Here is a 15,412-nt window from a genome sequence, read left to right as displayed (position 1 = left end):
GGACCCGCTCCCCCGGCGGCACCGGCCGTCCGGCGCGCGCACGCCCCACGCTGAGCGGCGCGGGCCGACCGGCGCGGGCCCGCGTTTCAGGACCCGGCGGAGAACCCCCACACGTGCCAGGTGTCGATCTCGATCCAGGCGCTCACCCTCGGCCGTTCGCGATTCGGGTACGGCTCACCGGTGTAGTGGACGGAGAGGCGGTCGATGTCCTTCAGGTCCGGGTCGTCCTCCAGCGTGACCACCCGTCCCTGCAGGCTGACGTGGCGGTACCAGCCGCCGGAGTCCAGCACCGTCAGCGACACCCGGGGGTCCTCGCGCAGGTAGCTCAGCCGTTTGCGCCCGGCGTCCATGTTGACCAGCACCTTCCCGTCCTGCCACAGGTACCAGGTGGCCACGGAGACCGGTGCGCCGTCCTGGCGGACCGTGCTGATGACGCAGGGATTCGGTTGGGCGAGGAGATCGGCGATGTGCTCGGGCAGAGCGCCATGGGACATGAGCGAAGACCTTTCGAGACCAGAACCGCCGGATGGCCGGTTCAGACGCCGGGGGGACGAACCCGAGCGTAGTGCCGGGCGGCCTTGACCCGGTTGCCGCACAGGGACATCGAGCACCAGCGGCGGGTGCCGTTGCGAGACGTGTCGAGGAAGTAGCGGATGCAGTCCGGCTGGGCGCACAGCCGGATGCGGTCCGGAGCCGTGGCCAGCAGGTCCAGGTAGTCGCGGACGGCGGTCCACGCCGCCCCCCACGCCGGATCGTCGAACTCCGCCGTCTCTCCGGGTCCCTCCGCGGTGAGGGTGAGCCGGACGCGCCCATGGGCGAGGACGTCGTCGACCTGCCGGTAGACGGCGGGACCCCCCGGGCCCGCGACCGCCGCGGCCAGCGCGTCGCGCGCGTGGACGACCGCCTTCAGCGACTCCTCGTCCGCGGCGAAGCGGTCGGCCATCCCGTGGCCGGCCAGCCACACGCGCAGCCCGGAGGGCGAGTCCAGCAGGTCGTGGAGCCGGCCGTGCTCCTTCCACCAGGTGTTCAGCAGGTCGAGGGCGAGGGGCTCCCGGACGAACGGACGCGGGTCGGGCTCGGTCATGGCGACATCCTCCAACTACCGCCTGCTCTAACCCCTCAATCATAGGTGACCGGTTGCAATGTCGCGTTTCTAACCTTTAAAGTCGGCGATGACGGTTATATGGAGCACTGCCTGAGCGCTCGGGAGAGGGGCCATGTCACTGCTTGTCACATGGGTCCTCGCCACCGGGCATGGGGTGAGTCGGTCACGTCCGGCATGTGCGGACGTACCAGATCGCGTGCGCGTTCGAGCGAACGGTGAAGGGTCACCGTTCCTAGCGTGGAACCCGCTGCGAAGTGGCCAGGACTGTCACACCGTCCCGCTGTACGGGCCACGGCGGCCTGGAGTCACCAGCGGACGGCGGCAGTCCGTCGCTGCGATCGGACCAGAGACGAAGCCACGAACAGGAGGATTTCACATGACCATGCCGGAGACTCTGCGCCCCGTGACAGGGCGCGAGCAGGTTCCCGCTTCACCGGAGGAGATCCTGGCGCGAGCGAAGGCGGCGGCTCCCCTGCTGCGCGAGCGCTCCGAGGAGATCGAGCGCACCAGACACCTTCCCGAGGACGTCGTGGAATTGCTCCGCGACACCGGTGTCTTCCGCATCGGCATGCCCAACGAGTGGGGCGGCCCGGAACTCACCTTCGCCCAGCAGACCGAGGTCATCGAGGCCCTCTCCTACGGCGACGCCGCCGCAGGCTGGTGCGCCATGATCGGTATGGACACCTGGATCTACGCGGGCTACCTGAACGAGTTCGTCGTCAAGGAGATGCGGGCCAACCCCGACGCGATCACGGCCGGGCTGATCTTCCCGGTGGGCCGCGCCGACCGGGTGCCCGGCGGCTATCGCGTCACCGGCCGCTGGCCGTTCGGCAGTGGAGTCACGCACGCCGACTGGGTCGTCGGCGGGTGCGTCGTCCACCAGGACGGCGAGCCCGAGCCGGGGCCCGGCGGCGCGCCGATGAACTGGCGCCTGATACTGGCCCGCGGCGAGGAGTTCGAGAAGGTCGACACCTGGCACACCACCGGGCTGGCCGGCAGCGGCAGCATGGACTACCAGGTCACCGACCTGTTCGTCCCGGAGGAGCGCTCCTTCGACTTCACCCAGCCGCAGCGGTCCGGACCGTTCACCGCTCCGGACGCCTTCTTGAGCAACGTGCCCGGTGTGCCGCTCGGTGTCGCCCGCGCGGCCCTGGACCACGTGCGCGAGCTGGCGGCCGGCCGGGTCGAGCGGGCGACCGGCATGCCGTGGTCGGACAGCTACCGCGTGCAGACCACCATCGGCCAGGCGGAGATGGAGCTCTCCGCGGCACGCTACGCGGTCTACGGCACCCTGCACGATCTGTGGGACCGGCTGCGGTCCGGCGTCGAACCGACCCCGGACCAGCAGGTCTCCTCGGCGCTGGCCCGTGTCAACGCGTTCAGGACGGCTCGCTCGATCGTGTCCCGGCTGTCCGACCTCGTCGGAACCGCCTCGATCTACCGGACCTCTCCCCTGGACCGCTGGCTGCGGGACCTGCACACCATGTGCCAGCACATCCTCGCCCAGGAGCAGATCGTGCAGTCGGCGGGGGCCCATCTCCTCGGCGGGACGCCTCAGGCGCCGTTCCCGCTGGGGCTCAAGGGCTGACCCGCGACGGTGAAGCCGGCCAGGGGCGAGGGACGACATCCCCTCGCCCCTGGCTTACCGCCGGCGTCGGACGCGGGCGGCAAGAGCCTCCGCTCCAGGCTCGGGATCGGCTCCCCATCCCCTCGGCGCGGCGGCAGCGACAATACGACCGGAGTGGATTAGGACAGTCATGACGACTTCACCAGAAGAAAAAGTCCAGACGTTAGCCGAAACGCAGACGAAGGCACCGGCAGAGGGGAACTCGTGGGGGCTCCGCGAGTGGGGCCTGCTCGTCAGCGTCTGCGCCGCCTTCTTCCTCGACGCTCTCGACAACATCATGGTCGGCATCGCGGTGCCGCCGATCCAGGCGGACCTCGGGATGACCACCGAGTCCGTGCAGTGGGTCGTGAGCGCGTACGTTCTCGGCTTCGGCGGCTTCCTGCTGCTCGGCGGGCGCATGGCGGACCTTCTGGGCCGTCGCCGCATGTTCCTGGTGGGTGTCGCCGTCTTCGCCGTCGGGTCGCTGGTCGGCGGCATCACCAACGAGGGACTGGTCGTGATCGTCGCCCGGTTCGTCATGGGCGTCGGCGCCGCGTTCACCGCCCCGGCCAGCCTGTCGATCATCGTCACCAGCTTCGCCGAGGGCCCGCAGCGCAACCGCGCGCTGGGCATCTACACGGCGTGCGGCGCGGTCGGCTACTCGACCGGTGTCATCGTGGGCGGCTCGCTCACCGAGATCAACTGGCGCTGGACGTTCCTGCTCCCGGTCGCCGTGGCGCTCATCGCGTTCGCCGGCGCCCTGTCGCTCGTGCCGCGCGACGCCGCGTCGGGGCGGCGCGGGGGCTCGTTCGACATCGCCGGCGCCGTCACCGTGACCGCCGCGATGCTGCTGCTCGTCTACAGCATCGTCGAGGCGCCCACCGCGGGGTGGACGTCGCCGGGCACCCTGGGGATGTTCGCCGCCTCGGTGGTGCTCCTCCTGGCCTTCGTCCTCATCGAGCGCCGGACGGCCCAGCCCCTGCTGCGCCTGGGCCTGCTGCGCAACGGCGCGCTGGTGGGCGCGAGCCTGGTCGCGGCGGCGATCCTCGGCACCTACATGAGCTTCCAGTTCATCGGCGGCCTCTATCTGCAGTCGCTGCGCGGCTGGTCGCCGATGCAGATGGCGCTGGCCTTCCTCCCCATCGGCCTGCTCATCGCGACGATCGCGCCGCGGGCCGGCAAACTGATCTCCCGGTTCGGGGTCCAGTGGATGATCTTCGCGGGATTCGTCGCCTACACCGCCTCGTACCTGCTCTTCCTGCGGATCGACGAGGCGTCTCCCTACGTCTGGGTGATCCTGCCGAGCATTCTGCTCATCGGCGTGGCCTTCCCCTTCTCCTTCCCCGCCGCGAACGTCCAGGCGACCACCGGTGTGGCCGACTCCGAGCAGGGACTGGCGGCCGGTGTGCTGCAGACGGGTTATCAGGTCGGCGCGGCGATCGTCCTCGCGATCGTGACCGCCACGATGGCGGCCGGCGGCGAGGCGGGCGAGACGACCGCGACCCTGTCCGGCTACCAAAACGGCCTCTACGTCGTCACCGGCATCTCCGTCGTCACCATGCTGCTGACGCTCGTCGCGGCGCTGCGCGCCTCCGCACGGCGCCGGGTGGCGGCCTCCGCCGCGGTCGCCGACTACTAGACGCCGCGGCCGGCCGGGATCTCCACCGTCCCTCTGGGGGTCGGTGACTCCCGGCCGGCCGTACGGCGGGACGCGCCCGGCGGCGCGGCGGTACGGGCGGCGAATCTCCGGCGTCCGCTCACGAACAGGTCCGGCAAAGAGGCGTTCCATTTTCGGCCCCTTGAGAAGCGATCCCGAGGCGCGGCTGAATTGGCGATGAAACCCGCGCCCGGGGTCCGTTTTCACGCATCGCCTCAATGCGTGACAGAATGCCGATGGGCATGGTAAATAAATCGCTGGAAATGAGCGCGCACCACCTTGACCACTCGCTGATCTCGGGTTATAGGGGGTACTTTGTCGTTCTGTGTGAACCTGCAGCAGCTACGCACTTTCTGTGAGGTCGCGACCGAGCTGAGCTTCACAATGGCAGCAAAGAAGCTGCACTATGCCCAGTCCAGTGTCACCGCGCAAATCAGGAGTCTCGAAGAAGCCGTCGGGGCGGTCCTGTTCGACCGGAGAGGCCGCCGGATCGCCCTGACGAAGGCGGGAACGCGCCTGCTGCCCTATGCGGAAATGATGCTTTGCATCGCGGAGGCGGCGCACAAGGAAGTGTGCGAGGCCGTGACCGCGGCATAGCGCCGTCTCCGCGCGGGCTCAGCGGTGGCGACGGCGCTCGATCCGCCGGCGGCGGGCGACCCCGCACCGGGCTACCCGGCCGGGACCGCGCTTTCGTGTGCACGGCCAGGACGCGGGCGCCCGGCCCCGCGGGCGGGGCACCGCATGGAGCGTGGGGCAGACTGAGGGCAGACTGAGGGCATGGAGCCGATCTCTCTCGACGCACGGGCCGGGGAACTACTCGAACGCGCCGCCGTCGCCTCCAGCGGGCGCGCGGCCGAGAGCATGCACGGCGGCCACGAGCACGCGCTGCGCCAGACCCTGCTCGCCCTCACCGCCGGGACCGGCCTCGCCGAGCACGAGAGCCCGGGTGAGGCGACCCTGCTGGTGCTGCGCGGTCATGTCCGGCTGAGCAGCGGCGACGCCTCGTGGGAGGGGCGGCCCGGGGACCTGCTCACCATTCCCGACGCACGGCACGCCCTCGACGCCGTCGAGGACAGCGCGGTCCTGCTCACCGTCGTCAAACACCCCTGATCGCGCCCGCCCTGAGGCGGGTCCGTCCCCGGCCACGCGGCGCGGACGGACCGCTACACGGCCTGGAGGACGCAGCCCAGGGCGAGCAGCGCCAGGACCTTCACGACCTCCAGCGCCACGTAGTAGAGGTGCGCCCTCGACCTGTGCCGCACCGGGTCCTCGCCGGCCAGGACGCGGTCGGACCTGCGGTTGAGCGGCGGGCGTACGGCGGCGATCTGGATCACCAGGACGGCCGTGGCGACCGCCGCGAGCGCGATCGCGAGGGTCGCGGGCGATCCGGTCGCGACCGCCACGATCACGACGACCGCCAGCACGGCCTCGGCGGCGTTGAGTGCGCGGAAGACGAGCCGGCCGATGCCGAGCCCGATCGGGATCGTCACCCCCGGCGCGCGGAACTTCAGCGGCGCCTCCAGGAAGGAGATCGCCAGCACCATTCCGAGCCAGACGAAGGCGGCCGCGCCACCCACGGCGGCCGAGGCGGGGTTCATACTCGATCTCCTCTCGCGCAGGCGGAACCGGTGGAGCGGGCGTCACTTCCAGCCGGTCCGTTGCCGCAGCCAGGCCAGCGCGGGCCGGCCCTGCGCGAGCTGGAACGCGCGGAGCGTGGGCAGGCCCGGCGGCGGGGGCAGACTTCCCCGCTGCAGGAAGAAGCCGGTCACGGCGGCCAGGACCGCGGTGACGGCGTCGCCGTCCGCCTTCGCCGCGACCGAGTGGCCGTCGAAGATCTCGGCGGGCGGCGGCCCGCCCTGCATGGCCACGCTCGGAAGCATCCCGAGCAGGTCGAACCACGGGGTGGCCAGGCACGCCCAGGGCCAGTCCACCACGTGCACGCGTCCGTCCGGGGTGAGCAGCAGGTTGTCGGCCCGGAGGTCGGCGTGGGCCAGCGTGTCGCCCTCCACCGCGGTGCCCCAGCCCGCCTCCAGCTCCGCCAGCCGGTCCAGGTGCCGCCGGGCCCACGCGGCGTCGGGGCCGTCTCCGCCGAGGCCGTCCGGGCCGGCCGCCAGACGCCGCCACCCCTGATACTCCTCGGCGAGCCGCTCGGCGGCCGGCGGCACGGCCACGGGCGCGGGGGTCAGCGACTCGGCCAGCTCGGTGATCGCGCCGAGCACCAGGTCCAGCTCGGCCGGAACCCAGGGCTGGGCCGGCGTGCGGCCCTCGACGTCCTCGAACAGCAGCACCACCCAGCCGTCCTCGTCGAAGGAGGCGAGCAACCGGGGCACGGGCGCCGTGGCCGGCAGCGCGGCGGCCACCCGGGCCTCCGACCGGTGGATGCCGGGGCTGAGCGGGTTCGGCTCGGGCCCGACCGCCTTGACGAAGGCCCTGCCGCCGCCCGCGAGCCGCAGGCGGGCGGCCACGCCCGGGGAGAATCCGCCGGGCTGGGTCACGGCCTCGGTCACGCGATCCCCCAGACGCAGCTCCACGGCCAGCCGCAGGTGCGCGGGCACCGCGGTCCACGGCAGCCGTACGCCGCCGGCGGGCGGGGCCGGGCCGTCGCCGTTGGGGCGGCGCCGCCGCTCCTCCTGGTCCCGACCACCGGGGTCCCGGGAATCGTCGCTCATCTCGGCATGATGGGCGACGGGCGGGTAGGGCGGCAAACGACTTTCCGCCGGATATTCGGTTGGGATTCCCGCCTTGGCCCGGCACAGTGGATCTCGATCGAGGAGGAGATCCAACCATGCCGAAGCACATCGCCCCGAAGCTGCTGTCCTGGGCGAGCGAGATCGACCACGGGACGATCGACCAGGCCGCCCGCGCGGCGCGCCTGCCGTTCGTGCCCGGTCACGTCGCGCTCATGCCGGACGCGCACGTGGGCATCGGCGCGACGGTCGGCTCCGTGATCCCCACGGAGGGCGCGATCATCCCGTCCGCCGTCGGCGTGGACATCGGCTGCGGCATGGTCGCGACCGAGACCACGCTCACGGCCGCCGACCTGCCCGACACGCTCGACCCGCTGATGCGGCTGGTGGAGCGGCGCATCCCGGCGGGCGTGGGCAAGGGGCACGACGACCGCGCGGCGGACCGCGCGCTCGGCGAGCTGGGCCGGCCGCACACCGGCCTGACGCCCAAGCAGGAAAGCACCGTGGCCTGCCAGTTCGGGACCCTCGGCTCGGGCAACCACTTCGTGGAGGTCTGCCTCGACGAGCGCGACCGGGTCTGGACCGTGCTGCACTCGGGCTCCCGCGGGATCGGCAACCAGCTCGCCACCGCCCACATCAACGGCGCGAAGCGGCTCATGCGGAGCCTGGGGATCGGGATGGAGGACTACGACCTCGCCTACTTCACCCAGGGCACCCCGGAGTTCACCGCGTACATCGAGGACATGCTGTGGGCGCAGCGCTACGCGATGGCGTCACGGGCGCGGATGGACAGGGTGCTGGGCGAGGCGCTGTTCCGCGTCGTCGGCGCCGGCGCCCGGGTACGGACGATCAACTGCCACCACAACTTCACCCAGATGGAGACTCATCAGGGCAAGGAGCTGTGGATCACCCGTAAGGGCGCGATCAAGGCGGACACCGGTGACGAGGGCGTGATCCCGGGCTCGATGGGCACCCGGTCCTACATCGTGCGCGGGCGGGGCAACCCGCTGTCGTACAACTCCTGCTCGCACGGCGCGGGACGCAGGATGTCGAGGAGCCGGGCCAAGCGCGAGCTGTCACCGGCATCGCTGAGGGAGGCGATGCGCGGCCGGACCTGGAACTCCGACAGGGCCGCCGCGCTGGTCGACGAGCACCCCGAGGCGTACAAGCCGATCGACCAGGTGATGGCGGACCAGAAGGACCTCGTGGAGGTCCGGCACACGCTGCGCCAGGTCTTCAACTACAAGGGGTGAACGGAGGGGCGCCGCCGTCGCGCCCCTCCGCTCTCGTGGGACCCGCTCTCGCTGGGCTCGCCCTCGTGCAGCACCGTGCCGGCTGGACGGGCGCCGGCCGGACGCAGGACGAAGCCGCTGGCCACCCGGGCCGGAATCCGGTACGGCGAGACGGTGAGGTCCTGCTCCGGCACGCTGTAGTCCAGCCGGGCCAGCCGCGGCGCGAGGGCCTCCAGCAGGCCCACCACGACCGGCTCGCCCGGACACCGGTGGCCCTCCGCCGGATCGCCCCCGCCCTGCGGGATCAGGTCGTACGGGCCGATCTCGCGTCCGATGAAGCGGCGCGGGTCGAAGGCGCACGGGTTCGGCCAGAGCGCCGGGTCGTGGTTCTGACCCCAGACGTCGAGCAGCACGAGCCAGTCGGCCCGAATCGGCTCGCCCTTCCAGGTGAGATCCGTGACGGCCTTCCCGGCGACGAACGGCGCGAAGGGATAGAAGCGCCGCACCTCGTGGGCGAACGCCTCGGCGTACGTCCCGTCGGTGTCCTCGGACAGGCGGACGCGGGTGACCGGCCAGCAGTGCAGCGCGTGCGCGGCGAACGAGAGGAACCAGCTCACGGCGACGGTGGGGCGCACCAGGTTGAGCAGTTCGACCGCCGCGATCCGGGGCGCGAGCAGCTCTCCGCCGGGCTCACGGTGGCTGGCGGCCACGGCGAGCGCCGAGGTGCCCGGCGCCCGCAGCGTCCCGCGCCGCATGTCCTCGACCAGCGCCGCCAGCCACGCCTCGCGGCGCCTGCGGGCGTCGCGGGCCCGCCAGTGCCGCGGGCCCGGTGACCCGAAGCCGTCGACCATCGCGACGAGGTCGGCGGCGAGCGGCCCGGTCTCCTCCTCGGTGAGCGGAATGCCGGCCCACCGGCACACTCCCCGGGTGATGACGCGGGCGGCCTCGTCGAAGAGCACGACCTCTCCCCTGTCCGGCCACGTCGCCACCGCCTCGTCCCACGCGGCGGTGGTCTCGTCCACCAGAGCGGCGACGCTCCGCGGCGTCATGAGGGACATGAACATGCCCTTGCGCGCCCGGTGCGCGGCCTGGTCGAGCGTGTGCACCGCGCCGTGGCCGAGCAGCGTGCTCTTGATCGGCTCGGGCAGCGCGGGGGCCCGCTGGACGTGGTTGTCGTCGTAGAAGAAGCGGGCGGCGTCCGGCCCGCGCAGCACGACGGCGCGCCGGCCCATCAGCCGGGTGTGGACCATCTCCCCCTGGGTCTCCCGCCAGCGGGCCGGCAGCCAGGCGTAGCCCTCGAGCAGCAGGAGCAGCGTGGTGTCGAACAGCGGCATACGTCCTGACTGCCCGCGTCCGTCCGCCGGAAACGGACGGACGCCGCCCGTGCGACCGGGACGGCGGCGGAGGTCAGCCTCGGATGCAGACGCCGCCGTTCAGTGTGAAGCCGGTGGGATCGGGGTTGGCGCCCGTGAGGGTGCCGTTGAAGCCGATCTGCAGCGACGCGCCGCCCTGGATCACCGAGTTCCACGGCATGGCCGCGGCGGTGACGTCCTTGCCGGACTGCGACCAGGTGGCCGACCAGCCGCTCGCGACCTTCTGTCCCGCGTCGGGGAGGACGAAGCGCAGCGTCCAGTTGTTCATCGGCGTCTGACCGAGGTTGGTGATCTTCACGTTGGCGGAGAAGCCGCCGCTCCACGACCACGCGGTGTACTCGATCTCGCAGCTGACCGGGGGCGGCGTGTAGGTGGGGTAGCCGCCCGACGCCGTGACCGTCACCAGGTCGGACGGCAGGCTGAGGTTGCCCGCGGCGTCCTGCGCCACCATGAAGTAGACGTACGACTGGCCGGTGACGAGGTTGCCCTCGGTGAAGTGCGTGCCGATGGGGGTGCCCACCGGGATCCAGGCCGTGTCGGTGCGCCGGTAGACGTCGTAGCCCGTCACCCCGGCGTCGTCGGTGGACGCCGTCCAGCAGAACGACGTCCCCTTGAAGTCGGGCAGGCAGTTGGCCTGCATCCCGGTCGGCCTGGTCGGCGGCGTCGTGTCGCCCGTGCCGGGGCTCGGCGACACGTACATGCCGGTGACCGCCGTGCTGCTGAACGGCGCGGTGGGCCTGCTGGTGTTGCCCGCGGCGTCCTTGGCCACGATGTAGAACGTGTAGGTCCGGCCGATGGTCAGGCCGCTGACGACGGTCACCGTGCTCGTGGGGGCGGTCGCCTTGACGAAGCCGTCCGGGGTGAGGCGGTAGACCTCGTAGCCGGTGACGCCGACGTCGTCGGTGGACGCCGTCCAGCACAGGCCGACCACGCCCTGAGGCGTGCCGCCCGTGGGCAGGGGCGGCGGGCACGCCCGCACCTCGCCCGGGACCGTGGGCGGCATGGTGTCCGTCCCGGGCGACCCGGGCGACCCGGTCGGCTGCGGCGTCGGTTCCCCGGTGGACGCCGAGGCGGCGTACGCCACACTCGTCGCGAGGACGGGCGGCGCGGCGATGTTGGCCGCCAGCAGCGCGGCGGCGACGGCGCCCGCCGCGGTCCACGCGGCCGGCCACGACAGTCTGGACACGAGCCACCCTCCGGAACGTCGATCCCCGACGGCATCGCCCGGATCATCAGGTCGGCGGCGCGGGCCCGTCAAAGCCCGCTCGCATCCGTGCCGGTCGACCCGTAAGGAACTTGAAACTTTCAGGGTGGTGGGCGGTTGTTACCGTCACAGGATGAAGATCGTGGTCACCGGCGCGGCCGGTTTCATCGGGACCCGTGTCGCCGGGCTGCTGCGCGACGCCGGGCACGAGGTGCGGGGCTTCGACCTGCGCGGCGGCGCGGACGTCACGGCCGGTGACGTGCGGGACGAGGACGCCGTCGAGCGCGCCCTGGACGGCGCCGACGCCGTCGTGCACCAGGCGGCCAAGGTCGGCCTCGGCGTCGACGTCCAGGACCTCCCGGACTACGTGTCGGTCAACGCGCTCGGGACCGCGGTGCTGCTCGCCGCGATGGCGCGGCGCGGGATCGCCCGGCTGGTCCTGGCGTCGTCCATGGTGATCTACGGCGAGGGCGTCTACGACTGCGCGGAGCACGGCCGCCTGCGCCCCGGCCCCCGGGACGAGGAGGACCTGGCCGCGGGGCGGTTCGAGCCGGTGTGCCCGCGCTGCGGGCGGGCGCTGACGCCGGGGACCGTGGACGAGGACGTCCCGGCCGATCCGCGCAACGCGTACGCCACGAGCAAGCTCGCCCAGGAGCACCTGGCGGCCGGCTGGGCCCGCGAGACCGGCGGCGTGGCGGTCGCCCTGCGCTACCACAACGTGTACGGCCCCGGCATGCCGCGCGACACCCCCTACTCGGGGGTGGCCGCGATCTTCCGGTCCGCGCTGGAGGCCGGGCGGGCGCCGCAGGTCTTCGAGGACGGCGGCCAGCGCAGGGACTTCGTCCACGTCGCCGACGTCGCGGCGGCCAACCTCGCCGCGCTGCACGCGCTGGAGTCCGCCCCGCCCGGCCGGCTCCGCGCGTACAACGTGGCCAGCGGCGAGCCCCGCACGATCGGCGACCTGGCGGACGCGCTCGGCGCGGCGCGGGGCGGACCGGCCCCCGAGGTCACCGGCCGCTACCGGCTGGGCGACGTCCGGCACATCGTGGCCTCCCCGGACCGCGCCGCCGCCGGCCTCGGGTTCCGGGCGCGGGTCCGGTTCGCCGACGGCATGCGGGAGTTCGCCCACGCACCGCTGGCCGACTGACACACGAGCACTCACCAGGGCGACCGGACGAACCCCTGCAGCAGCAGGCCCACCACCACCTGCGCGGCGAGCAGGCGGCGGCCGCCCGCACCCCCTGCTCCCTCACCCCCTGCTCCCTCACCCCCTGCTCCCTCACCCCCGGCTCCCGTGCGCCCTGCCGCCGCTGCCACCCACAGGGCGTACGGCAGCCAGATCCGCTCCACCTCGCCCCGGGTGGTGCCGCTGACGTCGAGGGCGAGCACCGCGACCAGCGCCGCCACGGGCAGGATCCGCTCCCCGGCCCGCCCCGGCGCCACCAGCCCTGCGGCGGCGGCCGGGCCGGTCACCAGGGCGAGCACGGCCAGGTTGGCGACCAGGAAGTACAGGTACGGCCGGGCCGCACCGGGATCGGCCGCCCACTCGGCGTGGGTGGCGAGCACTCCGGCGGGCCACCAGAACCCCCCGGCGGCGAACAGGGCGCTCACCCCCGCCATCCCGGCCAGGCAGGCGGCCACGGTCGCCCGCGGCACCCCCACCGCGACCGCCGCCACCAGGGGGATGAGCAGGTAGGGCACCAGGCCGTAGTTGAGGTAGGGCAGCGCGCCCAGGGCCAGCCCCGCGCCGAGGCCGAGCGCCACCCGGCCTGCCCGGCTCCGCGCGCCGAGCACCAGCAGCGCCGTCCCCCACGCCCCCACACCCGCGAAGAACGCGTCCATGGTCGTGGCGATCCACACCGCCGCCGGGCACAGGGCGAGGAACGGCAGCGCCCGCCTGGCCGCCTCCTCCCCCGCGACGCGCCACACCGCCAGCCCGATCGCGACCGTGGCCGAGCACCCTGTCACGACCACGAGGACGGCGGCCCAGAACGGTCCCGGCAGCCCGGCGGCCGCCAGCGCCCACAGCACCAGCACCGGCAGCGGCGGATGGCCGCGCACGTGCGTGGGATAGGCCGGCAGGTCCCGGGTGAACCCGGCGAGCCAGCCGAGGGGGTCGTCGCCCACGGCCCCGAGCCCGGCCAGGTATTCCTGCGGGTGGGTGAACGGCCACGCCAGCCCCTCCCCCGACACGGCCAGCAGGACCGTCCACGCGAGCGACGCGGCGAAGGCCACGGCCAGCGCCGCGCGCATCGGCAGGTGCGCGGTCAGCCTGGGCAGCACGGGGACCGCGACCGCGGCGAAGGCCGCGGCCGGAATCAGCGCGAGCGTGGGCAGGCGCGCCAGCGCGTGCAGCGGCGGGAGGTGGTCGATGCGCAGCACCCCGAGGGCGTGCAGCAGACCGCCCACCGCGAACGCGCCCGCCACCAGCGCCGCCCAGGCCGCCAGCGCCCGCCGCCGCCCTGTCATCGACCGTGCCGTCACGACCGACACCGTAGGCGCGCCGGGGACGCCTTCCCCTCGCGTGGACCGCCCCGTAGCCACTTCGTAAGAACTGGGCCGCCCCGTAGTCACTTCGTAAGAACTTCGCGGCTCCCGCGGCCCTAGCTTCTGCGGCATGCAGATCGATGTGGTGCTTCCCTGCCTCGACGAGGCGGCGGCGCTGCCCTGGGTGCTCGGCCGGATGCCGGACGGCTACCGCGCCATCGTGGTGGACAACGGGTCCACCGACGGGTCGCCCGAGGTCGCCGCCCGGCACGGCGCGCTCGTGGTGACCGAGCCCAGGCCGGGCTTCGGCGCCGCCTGCCACGCGGGCCTGACGGCCGCGACCGCCCCCGTCGTGTGCTTCATGGACGCCGACGCCTCCCTCGACCCGCGGCAGGTGCCGTCGGTCGCGGAGGGGGTGGTGAGCGGTGCGGCCGACCTGGTGCTCGGCCGCCGCATGCCCGTCACCCGATCGGCGTGGCCCACGCACGCCCGGCTGGGCAACCGGGTGCTCGCCTGGCGGCTGCGCCGCCGCACCGGCGCCCCGCTGCACGATCTCGGCCCGATGCGCGCGGCCCGCCGTGAGGCGCTGCTGGCCCTGGACCTGCGGGACCGGCGGTTCGGCTACCCCCTGGAGATGGTGCTGCGGGCGAGCGAGGCGGGCTGGCGCATCGACGAGGTCGAGGTCGACTACCTGCCGCGAGTGGGCCATTCGAAGGTGACGGGCACCGTGGGCGGCACCGTGCGTACGGTCCGCGACATGTGGCGGGCGGCGTGACGCCGGCCACGGGCGGGAACGCGACGCAGCTCGTCGTCATCGCCAAGACGCCCGTGCCGGGGGCCGTCAAGACCCGGCTCACGCCGCCGTACACCGCGCGGGAGGCCGCCGCGCTGGCGGAGGCGGCGCTGCGCGACACGCTGTCGGCCGTCGCCGCCGCCCCCGCCGCGCGCCGGGTGCTGGCCCTGCTCGGCGCGCCGGGGGCCTGGCTGCCCGCGGGGTACGACGTGGTCGCGCAGCGGGGCGACGATCTGGCCGCGCGGCTGACCGCCGCCTTCGCCGACGCGTGGGCGGCCCTTCCCGTGCCGGTCGTGCTGATCGGCATGGACACCCCGCAGGTCACCCCCGCCCTGCTGGCCGAGGCCGGGCGGTTGCTGGGCGGGCACGAGGTCGTCGTCGGCCCGGCCGCCGACGGCGGGTTCTGGCTGCTCGGGCAGCGCAGGCCCGACCCCGCCCTGCTGGCCGGGCTGCCGATGTCGCGGCCCGACACCGGGACTCTGCTGATGGAGCGGATCCGCGCCGCGGGCGTGCGGGCCGCCCTGCTGCCCGAACTGACCGACGTGGACACCGCCGCCGACGCGCGCGCGGTGGCCGCGCGGGTCCCCACCTCGCGGTTCGCTGCGGCGGTGGCGGCCCTCGGCGCGGACGTCCCCGCGTGATCGGCCCCCTCTACGCCGAGTCGCTGGACGGCGCACCGGTCGAGGTCGAGTCGGCCGACGGCAGGACGTGGCCGCTGGAGTCGTGGCGCTGGCTCTACGACTCCGCGGGGGACGAGGCCATGCTCGCCCGCTGCGCCGACCCCACACTCGACGTGGGTTCGGGACCGGGACGGCTGACCGTGGCGCTGACGAGGCGAGGGGTGCGGGCGCTCGGCATCGACGTCACCCCCCGGGCCGTCCGGCTGACCCGCCTGGCCGGAGGGCGGGCCCTGTGCCGCGACGTGTTCGGCCACGTGCCGGGCGCCGGCCGCTGGGGCACCGTGCTGCTGGCCGACGGCAACATAGGCATCGGCGGCGACCCCGACGCCCTGCTGCGGCGGGTCCGCGAGCTGCTCCGGCCCGGCGGCGAGGTCGTCGCCGAGCTCGATCCCCCCGGCGCCGCGACCCGCGCGGAACGGGTCCGGCTGCGCCGGGAGGGCAGGATCACCGGGTGGTTCGCCTGGGCACGGGTCAGCGTCTCCGATATCGGGCCGCTCGCCGGGCGCACCGGCCTCCACCCCGAGGAGGTGTGGACCGAGGCCGGCCGCTGGTTCTGCGTCCTGAGCCGGCCCGGGTGAGGCGGGCCGG

General features: G+C 73.6%; 16 protein-coding genes. 9 read left to right on the top strand and 7 right to left on the bottom strand.

Going from position 1 to position 15,412, the window contains the following annotated elements:
• Nucleotides 1-86: 86 nt before the first annotated feature.
• Both ACGFIB_RS29550 and ACGFIB_RS29545 read right to left on the bottom strand, forming a co-directional pair.
• Nucleotides 87-494, bottom strand: a complete 408-nt coding sequence (locus ACGFIB_RS29550) for a PPOX class F420-dependent oxidoreductase (protein WP_142572413.1) — start codon at nt 492-494, stop codon at nt 87-89.
• 41 nt (nt 495-535) lie between these two features.
• Nucleotides 536-1,084, bottom strand: coding sequence for a CGNR zinc finger domain-containing protein (locus ACGFIB_RS29545; protein WP_357261607.1), 549 nt, complete (start codon nt 1,082-1,084; stop codon nt 536-538).
• A 397-nt stretch (nt 1,085-1,481) separates the two neighbouring features.
• On the opposite strand from ACGFIB_RS29545, the gene ACGFIB_RS29540 reads away from it, so the two are divergent.
• The 4 genes from ACGFIB_RS29540 to ACGFIB_RS29525 all read left to right on the top strand — a co-directional run bounded on the left by ACGFIB_RS29540 (nt 1,482) and on the right by ACGFIB_RS29525 (nt 5,478).
• Nucleotides 1,482-2,693, top strand: a complete 1,212-nt coding sequence (locus ACGFIB_RS29540) for an acyl-CoA dehydrogenase family protein (RefSeq protein WP_393376396.1) — start codon at nt 1,482-1,484, stop codon at nt 2,691-2,693.
• Between the two features lie 169 nt (nt 2,694-2,862).
• Complete coding sequence (locus ACGFIB_RS29535; RefSeq protein ID WP_393376394.1) at nt 2,863-4,350, top strand: MFS transporter; 1,488 nt, start codon at nt 2,863-2,865, stop codon at nt 4,348-4,350.
• 345 nt (nt 4,351-4,695) lie between these two features.
• Complete coding sequence (locus tag ACGFIB_RS29530; protein WP_142572417.1) at nt 4,696-4,965, top strand: LysR family transcriptional regulator; 270 nt, start codon at nt 4,696-4,698, stop codon at nt 4,963-4,965.
• 180 nt (nt 4,966-5,145) lie between these two features.
• Nucleotides 5,146-5,478: a cupin domain-containing protein gene (locus ACGFIB_RS29525; protein WP_142572418.1), complete on the top strand. Its 333-nt coding sequence runs from the start codon at nt 5,146-5,148 to the stop codon at nt 5,476-5,478.
• 53 nt (nt 5,479-5,531) lie between these two features.
• On the opposite strand, the gene ACGFIB_RS29520 is transcribed toward ACGFIB_RS29525, so the two are convergent.
• Nucleotides 5,532-5,966 carry a hypothetical protein gene (locus tag ACGFIB_RS29520; RefSeq protein ID WP_393376392.1) on the bottom strand — a complete coding sequence of 145 codons (435 nt, stop codon included), beginning with the start codon at nt 5,964-5,966 and terminating at the stop codon, nt 5,532-5,534.
• 42 nt (nt 5,967-6,008) lie between these two features.
• Nucleotides 6,009-7,037 (bottom strand): phosphotransferase, encoded by a 1,029-nt coding sequence (locus ACGFIB_RS29515; RefSeq protein WP_393376390.1) that lies wholly within the window; start codon nt 7,035-7,037, stop codon nt 6,009-6,011.
• Between the two features lie 116 nt (nt 7,038-7,153).
• Between ACGFIB_RS29515 and ACGFIB_RS29510 the strand changes: the two genes are divergently transcribed.
• The gene (locus ACGFIB_RS29510) at nt 7,154-8,308 is read left to right on the top strand and encodes an RtcB family protein (RefSeq protein WP_142572421.1); all 1,155 of its coding nucleotides are present in this window, start codon (nt 7,154-7,156) and stop codon (nt 8,306-8,308) included.
• Here ACGFIB_RS29510 and ACGFIB_RS29505 read toward each other — a convergent pair.
• Together ACGFIB_RS29505 and ACGFIB_RS29500 are read right to left on the bottom strand one after the other, a co-directional pair.
• Entirely contained in the window at nt 8,296-9,621 is a 1,326-nt protein-coding gene (locus ACGFIB_RS29505; RefSeq protein ID WP_393376388.1) for a cytochrome P450, read from the bottom strand. The two genes, ACGFIB_RS29510 and ACGFIB_RS29505, sit on opposite strands and share 13 nt — an antisense overlap.
• Nucleotides 9,622-9,694: 73 nt before the next feature.
• On the bottom strand, nt 9,695-10,846 hold the full coding sequence (locus tag ACGFIB_RS29500; protein WP_393376387.1) for a cellulose binding domain-containing protein: 1,152 nt from the start codon (nt 10,844-10,846) through the stop codon (nt 9,695-9,697).
• A 151-nt stretch (nt 10,847-10,997) separates the two neighbouring features.
• Between ACGFIB_RS29500 and ACGFIB_RS29495 the strand changes: the two genes are divergently transcribed.
• On the top strand, nt 10,998-12,011 hold the full coding sequence (locus tag ACGFIB_RS29495; protein ID WP_393376386.1) for an NAD-dependent epimerase/dehydratase family protein: 1,014 nt from the start codon (nt 10,998-11,000) through the stop codon (nt 12,009-12,011).
• Nucleotides 12,012-12,022: 11 nt separating this feature from the next.
• Here ACGFIB_RS29495 and ACGFIB_RS29490 read toward each other — a convergent pair whose 3' ends face one another.
• On the bottom strand, nt 12,023-13,348 hold the full coding sequence (locus ACGFIB_RS29490; RefSeq protein ID WP_393376385.1) for a hypothetical protein: 1,326 nt from the start codon (nt 13,346-13,348) through the stop codon (nt 12,023-12,025).
• Nucleotides 13,349-13,481: 133 nt separating this feature from the next.
• On the opposite strand from ACGFIB_RS29490, the gene ACGFIB_RS29485 reads away from it, so the two are divergent.
• From ACGFIB_RS29485 to ACGFIB_RS29475, 3 genes are read left to right on the top strand one after another with little or no spacing between them, the layout of a single operon-like run.
• Nucleotides 13,482-14,126 carry a glycosyltransferase family 2 protein gene (locus ACGFIB_RS29485; protein ID WP_357248299.1) on the top strand — a complete coding sequence of 215 codons (645 nt, stop codon included), beginning with the start codon at nt 13,482-13,484 and terminating at the stop codon, nt 14,124-14,126.
• A complete protein-coding gene (locus ACGFIB_RS29480) occupies nt 14,123-14,785 on the top strand; it encodes a TIGR04282 family arsenosugar biosynthesis glycosyltransferase (RefSeq protein WP_393376384.1) in 663 nt (220 codons plus the stop codon). Before ACGFIB_RS29485 ends, ACGFIB_RS29480 begins: the two co-directional genes overlap by 4 nt.
• Nucleotides 14,782-15,402, top strand: a complete 621-nt coding sequence (locus ACGFIB_RS29475; RefSeq protein WP_393376383.1) for a methyltransferase domain-containing protein — start codon at nt 14,782-14,784, stop codon at nt 15,400-15,402. Before ACGFIB_RS29480 ends, ACGFIB_RS29475 begins: the two co-directional genes overlap by 4 nt.
• Nucleotides 15,403-15,412: the final 10 nt, after the last annotated feature.

This window comes from Microbispora bryophytorum (assembly GCF_043197435.1).
Lineage (GTDB): Bacteria > Actinomycetota > Actinomycetes > Streptosporangiales > Streptosporangiaceae > Microbispora > Microbispora bryophytorum.
The sequence above is the reverse complement of the archived record's forward strand: the minus strand, read 5'-3'. Positions and strand labels throughout refer to the sequence as shown.

Excerpts from the sequence above, each read along its gene's own strand:
- ACGFIB_RS29550 (WP_142572413.1), bottom strand. The coding sequence starts at position 494 with ATGTCCCATGGCGCTCTGCCCGAGCACATCGCCGATCTCCTCGCCCAA.
- ACGFIB_RS29545 (WP_357261607.1), bottom strand. The coding sequence starts at position 1,084 with ATGACCGAGCCCGACCCGCGTCCGTTCGTCCGGGAGCCCCTCGCCCTC.
- ACGFIB_RS29540 (WP_393376396.1), top strand. The coding sequence starts at position 1,482 with ATGACCATGCCGGAGACTCTGCGCCCCGTGACAGGGCGCGAGCAGGTT.
- ACGFIB_RS29535 (WP_393376394.1), top strand. The coding sequence starts at position 2,863 with ATGACGACTTCACCAGAAGAAAAAGTCCAGACGTTAGCCGAAACGCAG.
- ACGFIB_RS29525 (WP_142572418.1), top strand. The coding sequence starts at position 5,146 with ATGGAGCCGATCTCTCTCGACGCACGGGCCGGGGAACTACTCGAACGC.
- ACGFIB_RS29520 (WP_393376392.1), bottom strand. The coding sequence starts at position 5,966 with ATGAACCCCGCCTCGGCCGCCGTGGGTGGCGCGGCCGCCTTCGTCTGG.
- ACGFIB_RS29515 (WP_393376390.1), bottom strand. The coding sequence starts at position 7,037 with ATGAGCGACGATTCCCGGGACCCCGGTGGTCGGGACCAGGAGGAGCGG.
- ACGFIB_RS29510 (WP_142572421.1), top strand. The coding sequence starts at position 7,154 with ATGCCGAAGCACATCGCCCCGAAGCTGCTGTCCTGGGCGAGCGAGATC.
- ACGFIB_RS29505 (WP_393376388.1), bottom strand. The coding sequence starts at position 9,621 with ATGCCGCTGTTCGACACCACGCTGCTCCTGCTGCTCGAGGGCTACGCC.
- ACGFIB_RS29495 (WP_393376386.1), top strand. The coding sequence starts at position 10,998 with ATGAAGATCGTGGTCACCGGCGCGGCCGGTTTCATCGGGACCCGTGTC.
- ACGFIB_RS29485 (WP_357248299.1), top strand. The coding sequence starts at position 13,482 with ATGCAGATCGATGTGGTGCTTCCCTGCCTCGACGAGGCGGCGGCGCTG.